The following is a 21,934-nucleotide window of genomic DNA, read 5'->3' on the forward strand; positions in this document are numbered from 1 at the left end:
AGGAATACGATGAATTCCATACAAGATGCCGAGGCTTATCCGCTCCCGGAGCTGCCGCAGATACCGCAGCGGACCTTCCGTATCACGGACTATGGGGCAGAAGCTGAAGGGCTGCTGTGTACGGCTGCTATACAAGATACTCTGGATGCCTGCGCTGCCGAAGGAGGAGGTACGGTAGTTATCCCGCCGGGAATCTGGCGTACCGGGCCGCTGACGCTGCACAGCCGGATTAATCTGTGTGCCGAGCGTGGGGCACTGGTGTGCTTTGAACCTGAATATACACGGTATCCGCTGCTGTTCTCCCATTACGAAGGAACTGCCGGCTGGCGCTGCCAGGCCCCGCTGGACGGGGAAGATCTGAGCGATGTAGCCATTACCGGCGAAGGCATCTTCGATGGCAGCGGCGAGGCCTGGCGTCCGGTGAAGCGCTTCAAGAGGACTGTACAGGAGTGGCATAACCTGCTTGCCTCTGGAGGGGCAGTGGATGAACAGGGGGAGATATGGTGGCCTTCCAGGGAAGCGCTTGCGGGAGAAGCCTATTACCTTACGCTGAAGCAAAATGGGGAGACAGCAAGGGAAGCTTACCTCCCTGCCCGGGCGTATCTGCGTCCTGCACTGCTGAGCCTGCGCAATTGCCGGAGAGTGTTGCTGGAGGGGCCGACCTTCCAGAATTCTCCTGCCTGGTGTCTGCATCCCATGGGCTGTGAGCAGGTGACGATCAGACATATTCAGGTCCGTAATCCGTGGTTCTCCCAGAACGGGGACGGCCTGGATCTGGAGTCATGTACACATGCGCTGGTGGAGCATTGCAGGTTCGATGTAGGCGACGATGCCATCTGCCTGAAATCGGGCAAGGATGAGGAAGGCCGCCGGGCAGGAAGAGCTTGCCGGTACATTACGATCCGCCATTGTACGGTCTATCATGGACATGGCGGGGTAGTGATCGGCAGTGAAATGTCGGGCGGTGTGCATGCGGTGCGGGTGAACGACTGCGTGTTCATGGGTACGGACATCGGGCTGCGCTTCAAGAGTACCCGGGGAAGAGGCGGGGTAGTGGAGGATATCCGCATAGAGAATATACAGATGTCAGGCATCGTCCATGAAGCGGTATCCTTCCATCTGTTCTATGCCGGGGTTGAGGGGTCTGAAGGCTATGACGAGCAGGAGGTTCCGGTTACGGAGGAGACTCCGCAGTTCCGTAACATCACGCTGCGCAATATTGCCTGCCACGGGGCGGCAACCGCGCTGCTGGTGAACGGCTTGCCGGAGATGCCGCTTGCTGCGCTTACGGTAGAGAACTTCAGCGCCGTAAGCGGGCGGGGGATCATCCTGCGGCATGCAGCAGGGCTGAAGCTGGACCGGATCAGGCTGCAGACGCAGGAGGAACCGCAGGTACAGCTGTATAAGTGCAGTGATGTTGAGCTTGTCCGTTCAGGAGAGCTTGCCATTACAGAGCATTAAGTTAGGCAGAGATGCCGGACGGACAGAATTACCCTTTGGACTCCGGCGCAGGCTGCAACGCCGCTTGCTTGCGGTATTGAAGCGGGGTCAGGCCGGTTGATTTCTTGAAGGTCTTATTGAAATGGGACAGATGCTCGAAGCCGACTGCTCCTGCGATCTCCTGGATTCTGGCGGGGGTTCCGGCCAGCAGGCGCTGGGCCTCGCGGACTCTGATATGGACGATATACTCCCGGAAATGAAAGCCGGTCAAGCGATGAAATACCCGGCTCAGATAAGAGGGGCTGATGAAATAGTCCTTGGCGGTCTCTTCCAGCGTAAGCGCTTCCCGGTAATGAGCACGGATATAGGTGGCGACATCGGTTACCAGATGGTGCAGCGGGTGCTTCGTCCCCCCGGCCTGAGACGTACTCTCCGAACGCTGAAGCAGAATCATCAGCTCGGTGAATAGCGCGGTGACAGAGGTTTCGTACAAAGGCCGCCGGATACGGGCTTCCTCCAGCATGCGGTTCAGCAGGGACTCTGCTTCATTCTGCTCGCGCAGGGTCAGCCGGAACAGGCGGTAGCGGTGGTTCTGGAACCACTGCTGTTCGTCTCTCAGCACCGGGGGCAGCAGCAGCGGGTCATAGTTGATCAGAATCCGCTCGAACTCAGCCTTCTCGGAGCTGGCCGTGGCATGCAGCTCCCGGCCGGGAATCAGAATCAGCTCACCTTTATGCACCGTAACCACCCGGTCGTCCACAAAATATACACGCTCCCCGTCCGTCAGGTAATACAGCTCAGTCCATTCATGGCTGTGGGGGCGCGGCATCGCAGTGATGCCTTTGCGCTTCATATGCTGGATGCTCAAGCGCCCGTCTTCAATATAATATTTGGGATTAGGGCCGGATATGCTGTTCATACATCTCCTCTTCTCCTGGAAGCTGTTACAGTTATTATAGAATACATTCAGGTTGCTGTGAAAGGAGCCGTCCATGTTAATGATAGTCTCGAAGAAGGCTGGGGAAGGATTCAGCAGTCTGCAGGAGGCGCTGGATTCCATTCCGCCGGGGGAGCAGCAGGCCGTAACCATACGGATCAAGCCCGGTATCTATGAGGAAAAGATTACAGTCGCCCGCGAAGCCCCGCCCATCCTGCTGCTGGGGGAGGATCAGCATTCCACTGTCCTCTCGTGGAATGATAATGCCCATACGCTGGGCGCGGACGGTGAGCCGCTGCGTACCTTCCGCACCGGGACGCTGAATGTGTTCGCGGAAGGCTTCACTGCGGAGAATCTGACCATCCGCAACACTTCCGGCCCGGGAACCGGACAGGCGGTTGCGGCGTTCGTCGATGCCGGACAGGCCGTGTTCCGGCGGGTGCGTCTGTTAGGCGACCAGGATACTCTGTATACCGGACCGGGCCGGCAATATTATGATGATTGCTACATTGAAGGGGATGTAGATTATATCTTTGGTCCCGCTACCGCATTGTTTGACGGCTGCCATCTGCACACGAAGCGCTCCAGAGGGTATATCACGGCCGCTTCGACGCCGGAGGGAGCCGCCTTCGGATATGTGTTCCTGAATTGCCGGATTACCGGCGGTGAAGGGGTAAGTGACGTATATCTCGGACGCCCTTGGCGTCCTTACGCGCACGTCGCCTTCATCCGCACGGTTATGGACGGTTCGGTGACCGGCGAGGGCTGGCATAATTGGGGGCAGCCGGATAGCGAGCAGACCAGCCGTTATGAAGAGTATGACAGCAGCGGACCCGGCGCTTGCCCGGAGGGCCGGGTGGCGTGGTCCCGCCAGTTAACGGCGGAGGAGGCCGCGCAGTACCGTATTCTGTCTGTGCTGGACGGCTGGCATCCTGAAGGCTATTAAGAACCAGGAGGAACCCCCTATGGAATCATTGGAGCAATATATGAAGCAATTGACGGCTTCCGCAGCGCAGAGCGCTGCTTTCTGTGAGGATATCCCTTACGGGGAGTGGCGGGCTAAGCTAACCGCAGGTTTTACCGGGCGGCTTGGCGGATTTCCGGAGGAACGGGCGGCGCTTGCACCTGTGCTGCTTGAGCGGGTAGCCTGTGGCGGATATATACGCGAGCGTATAGAGATCACCACCTATGAAGGGCTTAGAATGGCCTTGTATCTACTGATCCCGGAGCTGCCGGTAAGCTCACCCTGCCCGGCTGTGCTAGCTATTCATGGACATGGCTACGGCAGCCGGGAGATCACCGGCTTGAACCCGGACGGGTTGGAGCGTACGGGGGACCCTGGCCTGCATAAGGATTTTGCCGTCTCACTGGTGAAGCAGGGCTTCGTGGTCGCAGCGCCCGAGGTTCTCGGATTCGGTGACAGGCGTCTGGCCGAGGATCTGGAGAGCGGCGAGCCCGGGCGCAATTCCTGTTTCCGCCTGTCCTCGGCACTGCTGATGACCGGACAGACAATGGCGGGCTATCGCATCTATGAGACGATGCGGGCGCTGGATTATCTCCAGCTGCGGGATGAGGTTGACAGTGAACGGATCGGCATTATGGGCATCTCCGGCGGCGGGCTGGTGGCGGGCTTCACGGCTGCACTGGATGAGCGGATCAGCAGTGCGGTGGTCAGCGGCTACGCCAATACGTTCGAAGCCAGCATTCTCACCCGGCATCATTGTCTGGACAATTATATTCCTGGTGTTCTGCTGGAAGCGGAAATGCCGGACCTTCTGGGCCTGATTGCCCCGCGGGGTCTGTTCCTGGAGGCAGGGGACACGGACCATCTGTTTGGTCCGGCCGGAGCGAGGCAAGCGTTGGAGCGGCTGGAGCAGATCTATACGGCAGCGGGCCATGGCGGGCAGCTTGGGGCGGATTTTTTCACAGGGGGTCATGAGATTCATGGGGAACCGGCGTATGCCTGGCTGCTTCAGCAGCTTGCCGGTAAGCAGGATTAGGGCAGCATGCTACGCAAATGACAGGAGGAATAGAGATGTCTATATCAGAAGCAGCAAGCACAGGCTTATCCCGCAGAATCGCGGATACATTCATCGGTCAATGCAATGAACAAGGGGAGCACGAATATGTAATGGAGCGCTGGGCATATGTGCCCGGTATGCTGCTGATGTCAGTGGCCCGGGCCGGTGTGCAGCATGGGGAGCCTGAATACCTCGCCTTCATGCAGCGGCATATGGACAGCTTCATCGGGGAGGACGGAAGCATCCGCTCCTATTCGCTGGAGGAATATAATCTGGACCAGATCAACCAGGGCAAGAATCTGTTCTGGCTGTACCGTCAGACTGGTGAAGAGCGCTACGCCGAAGCCGCCCATCTGCTGGCAGCGCAGCTCATCGGGCAGCCCCGGACCTCCGAAGGCGGCTTCTGGCATAAGAAAATATATCCCTTCCAGATGTGGCTGGACGGATTATACATGGCGTCGCCGTTCCTGGCCGAATACGGGGCGGTCTTCGGCCGCCCGGAGCTGATCGATGAAGCCGCCCGTCAGCTGCTGCTGATTGAGCGCAGAACCCGTGATCCCCGTACCGGCCTGTTCTATCACGGCTGGGATGAATCCCGGGAGCAGGAGTGGGCGGATTCCTCCACCGGATTGTCGGCCCATTTCTGGAGCCGGGCGATGGGCTGGTACGCGATGGCCGCCGTGGACTGCCTGGAGCATTTCCCGCTGACCCATCCGCAGCGGGGAACGGTGATGGGGATTTTCCAGCGGATGTGCGGCGCGCTGCTTGAGGTGCAGGACCAGGAGAGCGGCCTGTGGTATCAGGTGCTGGATCAGGCAGGACGCAAGGGCAATTACCTCGAAGCTACCGGCTCCTGCATGTTCGTCTATGCGATGGCCAAGGCTCTGCGGCTGCGGTATCTGGAGCCTTCCTTCAAGGCGGCCATGCTGAAGGGCTATGAAGGAATTCTGAAGCATCTGGTCACCGAAGATGAACAAGGCGTCCATCTGCACCAGATCTGCCACGGGGCCGGGCTCAGCAAGGACCGCAACGGCTCTTACGATTACTACATTTCCGAAGCGGTTGTATCAGATGTACCGATGGGCGTCGCGCCTCTGCTGCTGGCTTCCCTTGAGGTGGAGAGGTACGTTGCCGGGCAATAGACAGATGGCGGAATAAGACAATCCCATCACTTACCTCCTCTATCCTGAGTAGCCAAGCGCTATAATCGGATGGGGAGGTTTTTTTATGTTTTTTCCCTATCTAAATCCTCTTATTGGAAGATTGAAGAACAATTCTATGGGTAACTTTGGGATAAGGCTATCCAATAAGGAGGGAAGCAGATGCTATTCGAAAATTTTCAACTAAAAACAGTGGATACTGGTGATGTGAAGATTCGCTTACGGCAAGGCGGAGAAGGACCTCCGCTACTTCTTTTGCATGGTCATCCTCAAACGCATATGATGTGGCATCGTATCGCCCCGCTTCTGGCAAAAAAATTTTACGGTAGTATTGCCCGATTTAAGAGGATATGGTGATAGTTCCAAGCCTCCAACCACAAGTGATCATTTCCCTTATTCCAAACGAGCTATGGCCAGAGATCAAATTGAAATGATGCAAGAGTTGGGATTTAAACAATTTTCAGTTGCAGGTCATGACAGAGGAGGAAGATGCGCCTATCGTCTAGCTCTCGATCATCCTGAAGTCGTCACCAAGCTGGCTGTTCTTGATATTATTCCAACCGGAGAAGCGCTTAGACGAACAGATAAAGAATTTGCCCTCGGGTTCTGGCACTGGTTCTTTCTGGCACAACCTTTCGATCTTCCTGAAAAATTGATTGGTCTAAATCCGGAACATTTTTATTTCCAGGGAGACCGGAGTATTTTTCACCCCGAAGCCTTAGAAGATTATATACGTTGTATTCACCAGCCAGGAACGATTCATGCCATGTGTGAGGACTATCGGGCCGGTGCTTCTATTGACTTTCAATTAGACGAGGCAGATCGTGGAATCAATAAAATTAGATGTCCCGTTCTAGTTTTGTGGAGTGATCAGGGCGAACTCCCAAAGTGGTATGATGTATTGTCGATTTGGCGAGATCGGGCTGAAAAAGTAGAGGGCCGGGGAATAAATTGCGGACATTATTTAGCAGAAGAGGCTCCTAAGGAGACATTTGAAGAGTTATATAAATTTTTAATAGATTAAAAGACATCCTTATAGGGAGGTTGATTATATGTGCGGACGCTTTACGATCACAGTCACACTTGAAGAATTGATTTCACATTATTTAATAGATGACAGCAAAATTGCCGTTTTGAAACCAAACTATAATGTGGCACCTATGCATAATGTCCCTGCTGTAATCGGCGGTGACCAAGGTAATCGTCTGGGGGAACTGCGTTGGGGGCTGGTACCATTCTGGGCCAAAGACGATAAGATCGGCAGTAAGATGATTAATGCCCGCGCGGAGACTGTGGCTGAGAAGCCCGCCTTTAAACGGCTGCTTACAACCAAACGTTGCATTATACCAGCAGACGGGTTCTATGAATGGAAAAGGGATGGCTCCAGCAAACAGCCATATCGAATCCTTATTAGTGATGGCAGCCTCTTCTCCTTTGCCGGATTATATGACACCTGGGAAGATCCGGAGGGTAAGAAACTAAGTACCTGCACGATTATCACCACCTCCCCAAACAGTTTAATGGAAGATATACATGACCGTATGCCGGTGATCCTGCGGCCGGAGGATGAGGCCGATTGGCTGGGGAGAGACAATGAAGATGCCGAATCCCTGTTAAAACTGCTGAAGCCATATGATGCATCAAAAATGCGGGCTTATAAAGTCCCTTCGGCTGTTGGTAATGTACGGAATAACTCAAAGGAATTGCTTGAGGATATCGGATAAATAAAATCCGAAAATATACCAATCTTTCACCGGAATCATGCTATAATCTTTACGGATTAATAGGGCTTAAGGATTAGATAGAGCAAGGAAATTTATAATTTATATGCTTTTATAACCACAGAGTCGGGGGAATCAGCTTGGTTATCAAAAAAAGTATAAGAAAAAAAGTAATCGCAGGAGCACTCGCCATATGTCTTGCGATATTGCCGGCAGGTGCAGTCTTTGCGGGTCATGCGCCGGATCTGGCAGGAAACTGGGCCAAGGATCAAATCAGCAGATGGATGGACCAAGGTCTGATCTCCGGCTACCCGGATGGGGAATTTAAGCCGGATAATCCGGTCACCCGGGCGGAATTAACGGTTCTGATTAATAGGGCTTTTGGATTCACCGAAACGAAAAAAGCTGATTTTAGCGATATCACCAGCAGTAAATGGTATTATTCAAGTATTTTGCAGGCTAATGCTGCGGGCTATGTTCAGGGCTACGAGGATGGGACCTTTAAGCCTGATCAGAAGATCAATCGTCAAGAGCTGGCTGTGATCATCAGCAAGCTGCTCAAGCTGACAGCATCGGCTGCGGCTCCTGAGTTCAGGGATATTACTAAGAGTGCAGCTTGGAGCAAAGGTGCTATCGGGGCAGTCAGCGAAGAAGGTATCATGAAGGGTTCCGGCGATGGGAACTTTCGGCCCCTCGCTTATGCAACCCGGGCAGAGACAGTAGTCATTTTGGATAGGGCTCTATCCATGCTAAATGCAGATTCCGATGAATATGTAATCATCTATGAAACACCAGGCATATATGGTCCGTTGTCAGGAATGTCGGAAGTAGACAGTGATGTAGTGGTCAGCGTGCCAGGTATCACACTCCGTAATATGAATATCACTGGAGATCTGCTGCTGGGAGAAGGCATAGCTGAAGGCGATGTGCGGCTCCTGAATGTAACAGTAAAGGCAATAGAATGATAAAAGCTGCGGCTCCATCTATCCAGGTTCAGGGGACAGATGGGGCCGCAGCTTTATGATTTAGTGGCTGCAACCGATGCAGCATACTTTTCGATCTGCTGCTTGTTGGATTTGGCTGCCATGATCATACCGCCTTTTCTGTCAGATTGAATAAGAGATTACATTATTCATTATAATATGAAGAGCTTGACCACAGCCTGTCAGGTTACATAGAATTCATAGACTCGGTGATATTACTAGAACCCCGCACGGACAGAGGGTATAATTTCAAGATGGAAGGTAAACAGAGACTTGAACAGGAGGTTCATTATGCAACAGAGGGTGCTGCTGATAGAGGATGATGAAGCGATCAGTGAAATGGTCCATTCTTATCTGACCAAAGAGGGCTACGAGGTGGAGACCGCATACGACGGAGAAGCGGCGGTGGGGAAGTTCCTTGGCGGCCTTCCTTACGATCTGGTGCTGCTGGATCTGATGCTGCCGAAGCGCAGCGGTACGGATGTGCTGCAGATTATCCGCGGCGGCAGCCTTGTGCCGGTGCTGATTATGTCGGCGAAGGACAGCGATGTGGACAAGGCGCTGGGGCTGGGCTTCGGCGCGGATGATTATATTACCAAGCCGTTCTCGATGATTGAGCTGGCGGCCCGGGTGAAGGCGGCGATCCGCCGGGCCGGGTATGCTGCGGCGGGAAGCGGGGCCGCAGCCGGAAGCGGAGCGCAGAGTGGCGGAGAGACGCAGCCGGAGAAGCCGAAAGGGATCGAGCTGCGCGGACTGAGCGTGGACCTGGATAATTTCTCGGTGCGGAAGAACGGGCAAGAGGTGAAGCTGACCGCCAAGGAGTTCCACATCTTGAAGCTGTTCGTGAGCAGTCCTGGCCGGGTATTCACTAAAGCGCAGATCTACAGCCTGGTCTGGGAAGACGATTATTATGGCGATGAGAACGTAATTAATGTACATATGCGCAGGTTGCGCGAGAAAATCGAGGACGACCCCTCCCGCCCGGAATATATCAAGACGCTGTGGGGGATCGGCTATAAGCTGGGGGATATGCTGCCATGATCATCCTGTTGCTGGTTCTGCTTGCGCTGCTGCTGGTGATTACTGTGCTGCAGTTCCTGAATTCACGGCAGCAGGCCCGCCAATTGGACTATATCCACCATAAGCTGGAGAGCATCGTAGAAGGCGGATCGCATGAGCGGCTGCTGCTGATGAGCAGCAGTCCGCAGGTGAAGCAGCTGCTGACCGATCTGAACCGGCTGCTCGATGTCAATCATCAGGGGGCGGCCCGGCGGAGCAAGCTTGAGCAATCCATGCGCGGGATGCTGGCGAATGTGTCGCATGATCTGAAGACGCCGTTGACGGTGGTGCTGGGCTATATTGAGACGCTGCTGCATGATGAGGCGATCTCCAAGGAAGAGCAGGAACGTATTCTGCGGACGATTCATACCAAGGCGGGCGAGGTCATTGCGCTGATGAACCGGTTCTTTGATCTGGCGAAGCTGGAGTCGGGCGACCGGGATATCCCGCTCTCGCGGGTGGAACTGGGCGAGGTCTGCCGCCGGAATATACTTGCCTTCTATGATCTGCTTAGTGAGAGCGGCACGGATGTGCAGATCGAGCTTCCGGAGGAGCCGCTTCATATGATGGGCAACGATGATGCGCTGGACCGGATTCTGACGAACCTGCTCTCTAACGCGATTACCTACGGTAATGCAGGGGGAGTGCTGGGGCTGAAGCTGTACCCGGACGCCGGACGGGTCTGCATAGAAGTGTGGGACCGGGGCAAAGGCATTGCCGAAGGCCACGAGGACATGGTGTTCGAGCGGCTGTACACGCTGGAGGATTCGCGCAACCGCGACTATCAGGGCAGCGGCCTGGGGCTGACGATTACGAAGCGGCTGACCGAGCAGATGAACGGCACCATTTCCCTGAGCAGCCAGCCGTTCGTGCGTACGGCGTTTACGCTCTCTTTTCCGAGACAATCCTTCTGAAGCTGCTTAAGAATTAAGTAAGAATTCAGTAAGAAAAAAGCAAATTCCGCCCTGTAGAATAAATACCAGGAAGACAAAGAAACGCTAAAGGGGATAACGGAAATGACAACGATACTCCGGACATGGGAACTGACCAAGATCTATGAGGATAAGGAAATTGTGCGCAGTGTGAATATGGAGATTAAGCAGGGTGAAATTTACGGATTCCTGGGACCGAACGGGGCCGGCAAAACGACGGTGATGAAAATGATCACGAATCTGGTGAAGCCGACGGCGGGCGAGATTGAATTTGCCGGGGAGAAGATGACCCACCGCTCTTACGAAATGCTGAAGCGCATGGGCAGCATCATTGAATATCCGGTGTTCTACGATAAGCTGAGTGCCCGCGAGAATCTGGCGCTGCATGGAGAGTACATGGGCTTTTATGATACCAATGCAATAGAGGAAGCACTTGAACTGGTGAAGCTGAGAGGGGTGGACAGCAAACCGGTGAAGAATTTCTCCCTGGGGATGAAGCAGCGACTGGGTATTGCCAGAGCGGTTATGACTAAGCCGGAGCTGCTGATTCTCGATGAACCGATTAACGGACTGGATCCGCTTGGAATCAAGGAGCTGCGCGAGGTGTTCCGTATGCTGAGCCGTGATTATGGCATGACACTACTGATCTCCAGCCACATTCTGGGCGAAATCGAGCAGATTGCCGACACGATCGGCGTAATCCGTGAAGGGGTGCTGGTGGAGCAGGTAGCAATGGATACGATCCGGAGTCAGCACACCCAGTATATCGAACTGGTGACTAGTGAATGCACGAAGGCCGTCTTCATCCTGGAGGGGAAGCTGGGCCTCCGCAATTACAAGGTGCTTGACCCGCGGACCATTCGTGTCTATGAAGACATCTCGCAGCTTGAGCTGAGCCGGGCCCTGTCTGCAGCAGAGGTGGAACTGGAGAGTATGAGCAAGAAGCATCATTCGCTGGAGGATCATTTCATGGAACTGATGGGGGGCGTCAAGCATGCTTAAGTTAATCCGGCTGGAGCTGCGCAAGAGTAAATTCACTTTTCTCAAGGGTGTGCTGATTGCAAATTTGGCCATTCTGGTCTTAATGTTTCTAATCTCGTTTACGGGCTTAAATGAAGGGGATTTCGCAACGTATAGCGATTTGTTTCAAGGAGTGTCTGTTTTTGTAAAAGCGACCTATATCATCTTCGCCTCCGTCCTGATCAGCAAGCTGGTCATCGAAGAGTATAAGAATAATACGATCACCGTGCTGTTCATGTACCCGGTACCGCGCAAAATGCTCATGGCGGCCAAGCTGATCATTGTCTTTCTGTTCACCTTCCTCAGCATTTGGCTGTCCACTATAGTGATCAGCGGTATTCTTGCAGGTGTTGGTTATTTCCTGCCTGACCTCATTCAGGGAACGCTGACGATGGATCTGGTTCTAACCCACTCTATGACAGCCGGTATGGATGCGCTCTACGCATCCGGGATCGCACTGATTCCGTTATACTTCGGGATGCGCCGCAAATCCGTCACGACCACGATTGTCTCGGCCGTGCTGATTGTCATGCTGATCTCCTCAGGCTTCGGGAACGGGAGCTTCCGTATGGGTGACCTGCTCGGCATCTCGATTACGCTCGCTCTGGCTGGAGCGGTTATCGCTTACCTCTCGATCCGCAATATTGAGCATCAGGATGTAAGCTGAAGCTGGCGGGAACGAGGCCCGTTGACGCTTAGAATTGCAGTAAACAGTGCGGTCCTCCTGCAGGGCTTGCACTGTTTCTTTGCGGTTCAGCCGCTTTTCTTGCTGTGTTTTCTGGCGACCAACAGCGTTTTTTTTGCTATAATAGTAACTAATTCAGAGAGTTGTACATATTCAGAGCGTTTCTGCAGTCTTCGGACGTTAACTATAGCAGGATTGAAGCAGCGGAGGAGGTGGGCTATGCTTAAAGATTGGGCTTCTATTCTGGAAGGCGCGCTATCGGGAGAAAGTGCTTATAGAGCATTGTTTAATCATCACCCGGATTTCATTATCGTGCTGGACAGGCAGGGAAGGTACGTGGACAGTAACCGGATTGTAAGTGCCGGGGATGTAGGCAGACTGAACGAAGGCCGGATGCAACTTCCCGGAGAGGCTCATTTCGCATCTGCCCTGGCCGGAATTACTTCGAGCTTCGAGCTGCAAGCGGAAGAATACGAAGAGATGGGCGGAGGTACCAGCGGTGCGGTGGAGGGTGAGAGTGACGGAGGTACGGGAAGTGCTGTTACGGTTGAAAATGCGGTAAGTGCAGGTATTACTGTACGCTATGTACCGCTTCATACCGATGAAGGCATTGCCGGTGTGTTCGCTATCCTCCATGATCCCGGGAACCGGCCGCTTTCCAGCCTGCTGCATAGCTGGGTAAGCATAAGCAGCAGGCATGAGGCAGGCGCTGAGCGGAATATGCAGACAGGAGGCGGGCATTCTGCGCCTGCGGATGAAGCGGCAGCCGCCCAGGATGAGAGAGAGCTGCCGCAGGCCGAATTCGTGTTCGAGATGGCCGAGGACAAACGGCTTAGTCTGATTCTCAACTCGGTCTCCGCCGGAATCTTCGGCCTGGATACGCTGGGCCGGACCATCTTCATTAACCGTGAAGGGGCAGAGATGCTGGGATACGAGCCGTCAGAGCTGACCGGGCTGCCGATGATGGAGATGATCCATTACATGCATGGAGGGGCGACCCGCCATTCCCCGCTGGAATGTCCCATTGTGCTTACCCTGCAAGACGGGGTAACCCGCAGCAAGGCGGATGAAGTCTTCTGGCGCAAGGATGGAACCAGCTTCTTCGTGAATTACCGGATCGCTCCGCTGCTGGACAAAGGCCTGATCTGTGGTGTGGTTATTTCCTTCAGCGATATTACGAACGAGCGGGAGATCCTCCGCGCCAAGGAATCGGCAGAACGGGCCGCACAGGCCAAGTCGGATTTCCTGGCGATGATGAGCCATGAGATCCGCACGCCCATGAACGGAATGATCGGCATGGCTGACCTGCTGTTGGAGACGGAGCTTGCAGAGGAACAACGCAGTTATGCCGAGATTCTGCGCAGCAGCAGCTACAGCCTGCTGCAGATTCTTAATGACATCCTCGATTTCAGCAAGATGGAAGCCGGCAAAATGCCGCTTCAATCCGAACGCTTCGATCTGCGGGAGATGCTGGAGGGCGTCATTGATCTGTTCACTCCGAAGGCGGAGGAGAAGAAGCTCTCCCTGCGCTGGTGGGCAGATACCAGTGTGCCGGACATCGTTACCACCGATCCAAGCCGGCTGCGCCAGATTATCGTCAATCTGGTCGGCAATGCGCTGAAATTCACCGATCAGGGCAGCGTGACCTTGTCCGTCAAGAATATTCTGCTGCCCGCCTCACCGGAATATCTGCTGGAGTTCTCGGTCCGTGATACCGGAGTAGGCATTGCCGACAGCAAGCTGAATCTGCTCTTCCAGTCCTTCTCCCAGCTGCATCCATCCATTAACCGCAAATACGGCGGGACTGGACTTGGCCTTGCCATCTGCAAGCAGCTGGTGGAGCTGATGGGCGGAACGATCTTCGTGGAGAGCGAGGAGGGCCGGGGGTCAATCTTCCGGTTCATGCTGCCTTTTGTGAAGGAAGAGCTGGAGGCAGCGTACGCTATTGATGGCTAACGAGTGTCAGGGCATAGTTGCATAGTATTCTTATATTTCGGGCTTAACAGCCCGTTCCCGGATAGAGTGGGGAACGGGCTGTTTGTGTGCGTGGGGAATACGTAGCAGGTTGCGCTCTGGAAGCGGATTATAGTAGAATCAGCAAGGGTATTTCCAAATCTCTTCTAGGGGGAGTTATATGCAGGAGCAGATGTCGAGTGCGAATAAGACAGCTTGGGAGACCAAAGCCTATCAGGCCTGGACACAATACCATGGTTCACCTGAGGAGCTTGCAGTGCAATTGCAGCAGGACCCCGCACATACGCTGCGGTATTGGCTCAAGTACACAGGCGATCCGTCAGGCTTGAAGGTGCTGAATCTGCTCGGCTCTCACGGCAGGAAGGCCATTTGCTTCGCTTTGATGGGGGCGGATGTCACCGTCGTGGATATTTCTGAAGAGAACCGCTTATATGCCTGTGAGGTTGCGGAAGCAGCGGGGGTGAAGCTGGATTACCTCTGTGCAGACGTCATGAATATCCCCGAAGAAGAAGCCTTGGGCACATTCGATGTGGTGCTGATGGAGTTTGGGATATTGCATTATTTCACAGATTTGAATGCGGTGTTTGCCTTGGTGCGCAGACGGCTGAAGACAAATGGACGACTCCTGCTGACCGACTTCCACCCGTTCGCCAGGGCATGGCTGACCACGAAGACGCTTCAGCATCCCACCGGCAATTATTTTGACGATGCGCTTAGAGAAGGTGAAGTTGCATTCGCCAAGCTGCTTCCTGAAGAGGAGCGCTCCGGCCTAGGACATGTGGTGGTGCGGAGCTGGACACTGGGGGATATCCTGACCTCTGTCGCTTCGGAAGGATTAACTATCCGCGCCTTTGAAGAAATCAAGAGTGCCGAGGACCCGGGATTCCCCGAATTCTACACGCTGGTTGCCGATGCCACTGAGGTGCCGCTTAGACCGCTATATCCCGGTACGACACCTTAATTCGATCCCATTTAAAAGAAAAACAGCAGCTCCCCGTACAGGAGACTTGCTGTTTCTTGTTGCATAGAATGTGTGCGAAAAACCGAACACAATTGGGGCCACTGCCGGACTTCATGCCTGCTGCGGGGCTCACACGCTCTAGCGCATATACATCAGACCCACCGTTGCAGGGCCGCAGTGACTCCCGATGACACAGCCGGCATGAATGACGGCGATTTCCTTAACACCGGTCTGCGCGCGCAGCGCGGTCTCCAGATATTGGGCATCCTCTTCGGCCAGCGTATGGGCTATGATGAGCAGCTCCTTGTCCATATCGGCGGCATTCACGAGCGCATGCTGGAGCATCTGCTCCACTGCCTTCTCCTTCTTGCCGCGGACGCGGGCGACAGGGACAATGGCTCCGTCCACCAGCCGGAGAACCGGACGGATCTTCAGCAGGCTGCCGATAAAGTTCTGCATGCCCGAGCAGCGGCCGCCCATATATAAGTAGTCCAGCGTATCGACCACGAATTCCGATTCTACCCGGCTGCGGGCTTCGGTGACCATCGCTGCGATATTGGCAGCGCTCTCGCCTTTGGCGGCGGCACGGGCCGCCTTCATGACCAGCAGGGCGATTCCGCCGCATAAAGTCTCAGAATCTACGACATGCACCCGGCCTTCAGGGAATTCACCCGCTGCCAGTAATACATTCTGATATGTAGAGGATAACGCAGAGGACAGACTGATATAGACAATATCATGGCCGCTGCTGATGACCGGCTGGAAAGCGGCGATGAAATCAGCAGGGGAAGGCGCAGCCGTCTTAGGCAGAGCACCGCCCGCAGCAACCCGGCGGTATACTTCCTCAGGGGTGATTTCGACCCCGTCCTTGAATGTGCCGTCTTCAAAAACAACATATAACGGAACAATACCGATATCATATGTGTCCTTCCAGCCTTGCGGCAAATCGGAAGTGCTGTCTGAAAAGATTTTTACGATAGACATGAATATCTCCTTCACCGTTCTCGGATGAGATTACACTAGATTAAAAAGAACCTATAATCTGTTTATTATACCAAGCTTGAGTGGAATCTCAAAACAAAAAAACAGCTCCACCATCCATGCAGACGGTGAAGCCGTTCCCCTATAGCAGTCCTCGCTTATTTCTTCATCACCGGAATCCATACTTCACAGACATAATCCTCCGCTGTCGTATCGCCGGGCGGGTATAGCTCAATCTCGGCTCCGCCGGTATGCTCGTAGCCGGTTCCCGGGAACCATTCCTGGAATATGCGCTGCCACACCCCTTGAATCGCATGCGGCAAAGCACCCTCTGACCGGAAGACGGCCCAGCTGGCAGCCGGAATGACAGTGGTCTCATACCCCTGTGCATCTGTCTGCGGCGTCCCTTCCACCCCGATCCAGTAGGTAAGCTGCTCCTTATTCATATCCATATCTGCACAGATGCCCAGCCATTCGCGGGTATACGCAAGCTCAATCAGTTTATCGGAAGTGCCGTCCGCATTGCATTCATCCCAGAACTGCGGGATTCTGCGGAAATTCTCCCCGTCTTTGGTAGATACCTCTATTGATTTGCCGATGAGAGTAAAAGCTGCTTTGTCCACGATTTTGTAATCCATATCCTGATCTCCCTTCAATGATAGATGGAACGAGATGCGGGGGAAGGCTTTGAGCTGGACGCCGGGCTTACGCGCTGCCGAAGGGGTTATCCCATGGGCCTTACGGAACGCCTTGGCGAAGGACTCCGGCGAGTCGTATCCGTATTTCAGCGCCACATCCAGCACACGGACCTTGGACACGGCCAGCTCCTGGGCGGCCAGCGTCAATCTGCGTTTGCGGATATAGTCGGCCACGGTGAAGCCGGTCAGCATGCTGAACATGCGCTGGAAATGGAACGGTGAGACAAAGGCCACCTCGGCCACTTCCTCGATGCGCAGCGTTTCAGTCATTTTCAGCTCCATATAGTCCAGTGCATTCTTCATTCGGATCAGCCATTCCAAGCTCCCCATCTCCTTCTGAAATCATCCTATCATACCACCGCACAGATGTTCCTGTTATTCTCTGCTCATTAATGACAGGTTCAGCCTGCGTCCTATATACCTATGATGTCACATTTGAAGGGGGTTGTCAGCCTTCGTTACGCTACCCGATCCGGCAGACCCGGGCCTCGTAAGGGCGGAGGGTGCTGCGGTCTATGGCCGCCTGCTCCTCCGGATAATTGCCGATGATCGTTCCGGTGACGGCATTCAGTTCGTCCGGCAGATCAACGGTCTGGGGAGAATCAGAGAAGTTAAGCAGGACCAGCCACTTCTCACCATCCAAGGAACGGGTGTATGCATAGACATATTCATGCTCCGGCAGCAGCAGCTCATAATCGCCATAGACCATAATCAGATGCTGCTTGCGCAGCTTAATCAACTGCTGATAATAGTAAAATACCGAGTCCGGCTCAGCCAGCGCCTGCTCTACATTGATCTCCGTATACCGCGGATTGAGCTTTAGCCAAGGGGTTCCGGCGGTGAAGCCGGCATGAGTTGAGGCGTCCCACTGCATCGGGGTGCGGGCATTATCGCGTCCTTTGGCATGAATGGCCTGAAGAATGGTATCGTGGTCAGCGCCGCCTTCAGTCACCTTTTCCCGGTACATATTGAGAATCTCGATATCCCTATAGTCTTCAAGCCCGGGGAATTTCACATTGGTCATACCGATTTCCTCACCCTGATAGATGTAGGGCGTGCCTTTGAGCGTGTGCAGCAGGGTAGCCAGCATTTTGGCCGACTGCACGCGGTATTTGCCGTCATCTCCGAACCGGGAGACCATCCGCGGCTGATCATGATTATTAAGATAGAGGCTGTTCCAGCCCTTGTCTGCAAGCCCTACCTGCCATTTATGCAAAATATCGCGCAGACCCTTCAGCGTCCACGGCACGACATTCCACTTCCCGCCCGGGCCGGAGTCCACGTCCATATGCTCGAACTGGAACACCATTTGCAGCTCATGCCGCTCCTCGTCCGTGTAGAGAATGGCGTCCTCGACAGTGGCTCCCGGGGTCTCGCCAACGGTCATTACCTCATATTTGGAGAGGACCTCACGGTTCATCTCCTGCAAATATTCATGGACCCGGGGGCCATTCATGTAATATTCGCCGCCGCCCGCCAGTTCTCCCGGAGCCAGATCCTCATGCTGGACCGAAGGCAGGCCTTCCACCTTGGAGATCAGGTTGATGACATCCATCCGCAGTCCGTCCACGCCTTTATCCAGCCAGAAGGCCATCATCTGGTAGAGGGCTTCACGCAGCTTGGGATTCTCCCAGTTCAGGTCCGGCTGCTTGCGCGAGAACAGGTGGAGATAGTATTCCCCAGTCACTTCATCCAGCTCCCAGGCCGGGCCGCTGAAGATGGAGCTCCAGTTATTCGGCAGATGGCCATCCGGTCCGCAAGGACGCCAGATGTAATAATCGCGGTAAGGATTATCCTTGGAGGAGCGGGATTCCGCGAACCAGGCATGCTCGTCCGAGGAATGATTGATGACAAGGTCCATCATCAGCTTGATGCCGCGCGAGTGCAGCCCGTCCAGCAGCTCCTCCCATTCCTTCAGCGTGCCGAACTCATCCATAATATCCTCGTAATCGCTAATATCATAACCGTTGTCATCGTTCGGCGATTTGTAGACCGGCGATAGCCAGACGACTGTAACGCCCAGCTTCTGCAGATAATCCAGCCGGGAGATAATGCCCTGCAGGTCACCGATGCCGTCTCCGTTGCTGTCCTGGAAGCTTCTCGGGTAGATCTGGTAGACTACGGCTTCTTTCCAAAAGGCTCTGTTCATAAATGTAGCTCCTTTATCATGGTATATTAGGTTTATAGGTTACAGGAGAATGGAGGGGTTGGATTGACAATCCAAGCGGTTCTTTTTGATTTGGATGGAACATTGCTGGACCGGGATACTTCTCTGCTGAAGTTTGTACAAGATCAATATCAGCGTTACCCGGAGCTTCAGATTGTTGATCGTGATCTGTTTGTTCAGCGCTTTATCGAGCTTGATAATAACGGTTACTTGTGGAAGGACAAGGTGTATCAACAGATTATCCAAGAGTTCTCGATTCCGAAGCTGGACTGGAGTTTGCTACTGGATGATTACATCCATACTTTCCAGCAACATTGTACAGGTTTTCCGAACTTGTTAACTATGCTTACTGAGCTTAAGAACAATGGGCTAAAAATTGCATTGATCTCAAACGGTTACGGCCAATTTCAGTACGATAATTTCAAGGCGCTGAACATCGGGCATTTATTTGATGTGGTATTAATCTCCGAATGGGAAGGACTCCGCAAACCAGATCCGGCCATCTTCCATCGCGCATTGACAAGGTTGGGTGTAGCCGCAGAGAATGCCCTGTTTGTTGGAGATCATCCGGATAACGATATTCGTGCGAGCCGTGAAGCGGGTATGAAGGCTGTCTGGAAACGGAATCAGCAGTATATTACGGTGGCCGAAGCTGATGCTGTCATTGATGATTTGGAAGAATTAGTGGAGCTCTTATTGGGAAAAGCCCCGAAGAAGCCGGATATCTTCGGGGCTGATAAAATTACGCCGTAACAGAAACGCCCTCGGCGCTGACAGTACCCAGTCCGTTCACCGTATATTCATTGCCGTGAATGGTGAGGGAGGCCGGAACCTCGGTTTCGTTGCTGACGGTAATCTGTGCATCGGTCACGGTCACTTTCAGCCGGGAGCCGCGGAACATGATTTTGAACGAATAAGAGGTCCAGTGTCCCGGGTTGGACGGGTTCAGAACGAGCCGGTCATTCAGCACGCGAAGTCCGCCGAAGCCGTGTACGACCGACATCCACGTACCCGCCATGCTGGTCGTATGGCAGCCGTCCTCCGTATCGTTATTGTAATTGTCGAGATCCAGGCGCGAGGTCCGCAGGTACATTTCATACGCCTTCTCTTTATAGCCCAGCTCACAGGCGAGAATCGCATGGATGCAAGGGGAGAGGGAGGACTCATGCACGGTAATCGGCTCGTAGAAGTCGAAGTTGCGCTTTTTGGTCTCCAGATCGTAGCGGTCCCCGAGGAAATAGAGTCCCTGAAGCACATCCGCCTGCTTGATGAAGCAGGAGCGCAGAATCCGGTCCCACGACCATTTCTGGTTCAGCGGCAGATGCTCCGGCAGGACATCCTTGACCTGAATGATCTCCTTGTCGAGGAAGCCGTCCTGCTGGAGGAAGATGCCGCGTTCCTCGTCTGCCGGATAGTACATTTTGGCGATAATCTCCGCCCACTGCGCCGTTTCGCTCTCCAGCAGCTCCAGCTTGTCGGCCAGCTCGGCGTAACGCGTACCCTCATTCTCCTGCAGATAGGCCAGCGCCTCAAGTGTGTATTCCATGGTCCACGCGGCAATCCGGTTCGTATACCAGTTGTTATTGACGTTATTCTCGTATTCATTCGGACCGGTGACGCCCAGCATCACATATTTGTCCTTATGAGCCACATAGTTCACGCGTTCCTCCCAGAAGCGGGCAATCTCCACCAGCACCTCCAGGCCGTATTGGCCCAGATAAGCCTTGTCGCCGGTATAATTCACATAGTTATAAATGGCATAGGCAATCGCGCCGTTACGGTGAATCTCCTCGAACGTAATCTCCCACTCGTTGTGGCATTCCTCACCGTTCATGGTCACCATCGGGTAGAGCGCGCCTTTGCGGTAACCGAGCTTGCGGGCGTTCTCCTTGGCCTTCTCCAGGTGCTTGTAGCGGTAGATCAGCAGATTGCGGGCAATCGCGGAGTCGGCGGTACTGAGGTAGAACGGCACACAATAAGCTTCCGTATCCCAGTAGGTGCTGCCGCCGTATTTTTCCCCCGTGAAGCCCTTCGGTCCGATGTTGAGCCGGTCATCCTCGCCCGTATACGTCTGATTCAGCTGGAAAATATTGAACCGGATCGCCTGCTGCGCCGACACATCGCCCTCAATAATAATGTCGCTTTCCTTCCACTTGTCGCCCCAAGCCGCTGCCTGCTCCGTGAGTAGCGCCACGAATCCGGCTTCCTGCGCACTTTGCAGTGCCGTCCCGGCGGCATCCACCAGCTGGCCCAGCCCGTAATTGCGGGAGGTGACATTGGCGGCATACTTATAAATAACCAGCTGGTCGCCGGGTTGTACCGGAACGCTCACTGTACTGCCCACATATTTCTCCTGCTCCAGCACTTCGGCTTCAGCGGTAACCGGCTCACCATTCAGCAGAATGTCGAAGACGAAGGCGGAGGTGACATGGAAATCGAGCTTCTTGGTCTTCAGCGTCAGATGCCCGCCCGCCGGTCCGGCCTTCTTCTCCACCTCGTTCCAGAACTTCTCGTCATAGTTGGAGTCCTTGTTCTTGATATCGCCGTCCAGGTAGGGGGTTACAGTAATATTCCCTGTGAAATTGAGCGGAGTGACGCAATAGCGGATCGCCCCGATCTCATGACGGACCATGCTGACGATGCGGATGCTCTCGACCTTAACGATTTTGCCGTCCTGGGTGGTTGCGGTGAAGCTGCGGGAGAGTGTGCCTTCCTTCATATTAAGCACCCGGCGGAACTCGGTGACTGTAGAGGTGGCCAGATCGAGCGGGGTTCCGTCCAGTTCAATGTTAATGCCGATCCAGTTGGTGCTGTTCAGCACTTTGGCAAAATACTCCGGGTACCCGTTCTTCCACCAGCCGACCCGTGTCTTGTCAGGGTAATAGACACCGGCCATATAGCTGCCTTGCAGGCTGTGTCCGCTATACTGCTCCTCGAAGTTGGCTCTGCCGCCCATGTATCCGTTCCCGATACTAAATACGCTTTCGGAAATTTCCTGGGTCTGCGGATCAAAGGACTCTTCAATAATGGACCATTCGTCGATTTTTAAGTATTGTTTCATGGGTTTGTTTGGCTCCTTTAAGGGGGATGTGAAATGAATTGAACCTCGTAATAAAATTATTGGGACTACGCCGCCGCTGCGCGAAAGGTTTGGTCTTCCGGCCGCTGTTATAATCAGATTTCTTTATTGAAGTG

Annotated in this window: 20 protein-coding genes; 15 read left to right on the forward strand and 5 right to left on the reverse strand. The window is 54.0% G+C overall.

What is annotated here, in order from left to right; genetic code table 11:
* Positions 1-9: 9 nt before the first annotated feature.
* Positions 10-1,461 carry a glycoside hydrolase family 28 protein gene (locus tag MHH28_RS31775; RefSeq protein WP_405109636.1) on the forward strand — a complete coding sequence of 484 codons (1,452 nt, stop codon included), beginning with the start codon at positions 10-12 and terminating at the stop codon, positions 1,459-1,461.
* 28 nt (positions 1,462-1,489) lie between these two features.
* Here the strand turns inward: MHH28_RS31775 and MHH28_RS31780 are convergent, their stop codons facing one another.
* Complete coding sequence (locus tag MHH28_RS31780; protein ID WP_405109639.1) at positions 1,490-2,359, reverse strand: helix-turn-helix domain-containing protein; 870 nt, start codon at positions 2,357-2,359, stop codon at positions 1,490-1,492.
* Between the two features lie 73 nt (positions 2,360-2,432).
* On the opposite strand from MHH28_RS31780, the gene MHH28_RS31785 reads away from it, so the two are divergent.
* The 13 genes from MHH28_RS31785 (at position 2,433) to MHH28_RS31845 (ending at position 14,893) form a co-directional block, all read left to right on the forward strand.
* Positions 2,433-3,323 (forward strand): pectinesterase family protein, encoded by an 891-nt coding sequence (locus tag MHH28_RS31785; RefSeq protein WP_405109642.1) that lies wholly within the window; start codon positions 2,433-2,435, stop codon positions 3,321-3,323.
* Positions 3,324-3,342: 19 nt separating this feature from the next.
* Entirely contained in the window at positions 3,343-4,377 is a 1,035-nt protein-coding gene (locus MHH28_RS31790; protein ID WP_405109645.1) for an alpha/beta hydrolase family protein, read from the forward strand.
* A 35-nt stretch (positions 4,378-4,412) separates the two neighbouring features.
* Positions 4,413-5,540 carry a glycoside hydrolase family 105 protein gene (locus MHH28_RS31795; RefSeq protein WP_405109648.1) on the forward strand — a complete coding sequence of 376 codons (1,128 nt, stop codon included), beginning with the start codon at positions 4,413-4,415 and terminating at the stop codon, positions 5,538-5,540.
* Positions 5,541-5,720: 180 nt separating this feature from the next.
* Positions 5,721-5,915 (forward strand): hypothetical protein, encoded by a 195-nt coding sequence (locus MHH28_RS31800; RefSeq protein ID WP_405117371.1) that lies wholly within the window; start codon positions 5,721-5,723, stop codon positions 5,913-5,915.
* Complete coding sequence (locus MHH28_RS31805) at positions 5,890-6,582, forward strand: alpha/beta fold hydrolase (RefSeq protein ID WP_405109651.1); 693 nt, start codon at positions 5,890-5,892, stop codon at positions 6,580-6,582. Before MHH28_RS31800 ends, MHH28_RS31805 begins: the two co-directional genes overlap by 26 nt.
* A gap of 28 nt (positions 6,583-6,610) precedes the next feature.
* Entirely contained in the window at positions 6,611-7,282 is a 672-nt protein-coding gene (locus MHH28_RS31810; protein WP_405109654.1) for an SOS response-associated peptidase, read from the forward strand.
* Positions 7,283-7,419: 137 nt separating this feature from the next.
* Positions 7,420-8,244 (forward strand): S-layer homology domain-containing protein, encoded by an 825-nt coding sequence (locus MHH28_RS31815; protein ID WP_405109657.1) that lies wholly within the window; start codon positions 7,420-7,422, stop codon positions 8,242-8,244.
* 309 nt (positions 8,245-8,553) lie between these two features.
* A complete protein-coding gene (locus MHH28_RS31820; protein WP_405109660.1) occupies positions 8,554-9,303 on the forward strand; it encodes a response regulator transcription factor in 750 nt (249 codons plus the stop codon).
* Positions 9,300-10,235 carry a sensor histidine kinase gene (locus MHH28_RS31825; RefSeq protein WP_405109663.1) on the forward strand — a complete coding sequence of 312 codons (936 nt, stop codon included), beginning with the start codon at positions 9,300-9,302 and terminating at the stop codon, positions 10,233-10,235. Before MHH28_RS31820 ends, MHH28_RS31825 begins: the two co-directional genes overlap by 4 nt.
* Positions 10,236-10,337: 102 nt before the next feature.
* Positions 10,338-11,255, forward strand: a complete 918-nt coding sequence (locus tag MHH28_RS31830; protein ID WP_405109666.1) for an ABC transporter ATP-binding protein — start codon at positions 10,338-10,340, stop codon at positions 11,253-11,255.
* A complete protein-coding gene (locus tag MHH28_RS31835) occupies positions 11,248-11,940 on the forward strand; it encodes an ABC transporter permease (RefSeq protein WP_405109669.1) in 693 nt (230 codons plus the stop codon). The genes MHH28_RS31830 and MHH28_RS31835 overlap by 8 nt, the downstream gene beginning before the upstream one ends.
* 237 nt (positions 11,941-12,177) lie before the next feature.
* On the forward strand, positions 12,178-13,914 hold the full coding sequence (locus MHH28_RS31840) for an ATP-binding protein (protein ID WP_405109672.1): 1,737 nt from the start codon (positions 12,178-12,180) through the stop codon (positions 13,912-13,914).
* 178 nt (positions 13,915-14,092) lie between these two features.
* Positions 14,093-14,893, forward strand: coding sequence for a class I SAM-dependent methyltransferase (locus MHH28_RS31845; RefSeq protein WP_405109675.1), 801 nt, complete (start codon positions 14,093-14,095; stop codon positions 14,891-14,893).
* Between the two features lie 138 nt (positions 14,894-15,031).
* Here MHH28_RS31845 and MHH28_RS31850 read toward each other — a convergent pair whose 3' ends face one another.
* The 3 genes from MHH28_RS31850 to MHH28_RS31860 all read right to left on the reverse strand — a co-directional run bounded on the left by MHH28_RS31850 (position 15,032) and on the right by MHH28_RS31860 (position 18,721).
* The gene (locus tag MHH28_RS31850; RefSeq protein ID WP_405109678.1) at positions 15,032-15,877 is read right to left on the reverse strand and encodes a DegV family protein; all 846 of its coding nucleotides are present in this window, start codon (positions 15,875-15,877) and stop codon (positions 15,032-15,034) included.
* Between the two features lie 155 nt (positions 15,878-16,032).
* Entirely contained in the window at positions 16,033-16,893 is an 861-nt protein-coding gene (locus tag MHH28_RS31855; RefSeq protein ID WP_405109681.1) for an effector binding domain-containing protein, read from the reverse strand.
* Between the two features lie 142 nt (positions 16,894-17,035).
* A complete protein-coding gene (locus MHH28_RS31860; protein WP_405109684.1) occupies positions 17,036-18,721 on the reverse strand; it encodes an alpha-glucosidase in 1,686 nt (561 codons plus the stop codon).
* Between the two features lie 63 nt (positions 18,722-18,784).
* Here MHH28_RS31860 and MHH28_RS31865 point away from each other — a divergent pair, with 63 nt between their 5' ends.
* A complete protein-coding gene (locus MHH28_RS31865; protein WP_405109687.1) occupies positions 18,785-19,492 on the forward strand; it encodes an HAD family hydrolase in 708 nt (235 codons plus the stop codon).
* Here MHH28_RS31865 and MHH28_RS31870 read toward each other — a convergent pair.
* Positions 19,482-21,800: a glycoside hydrolase family 65 protein gene (locus tag MHH28_RS31870; RefSeq protein WP_405109690.1), complete on the reverse strand. Its 2,319-nt coding sequence runs from the start codon at positions 21,798-21,800 to the stop codon at positions 19,482-19,484. The two genes, MHH28_RS31865 and MHH28_RS31870, sit on opposite strands and share 11 nt — an antisense overlap.
* Positions 21,801-21,934 lie beyond the last annotated feature (134 nt).

Origin of the sequence: Paenibacillus sp. FSL K6-1217 (genome assembly GCF_045040735.1) — a bacterium.
In the GTDB taxonomy this organism is placed as follows: Bacteria; Bacillota; Bacilli; order Paenibacillales; family Paenibacillaceae; genus Paenibacillus_AQ.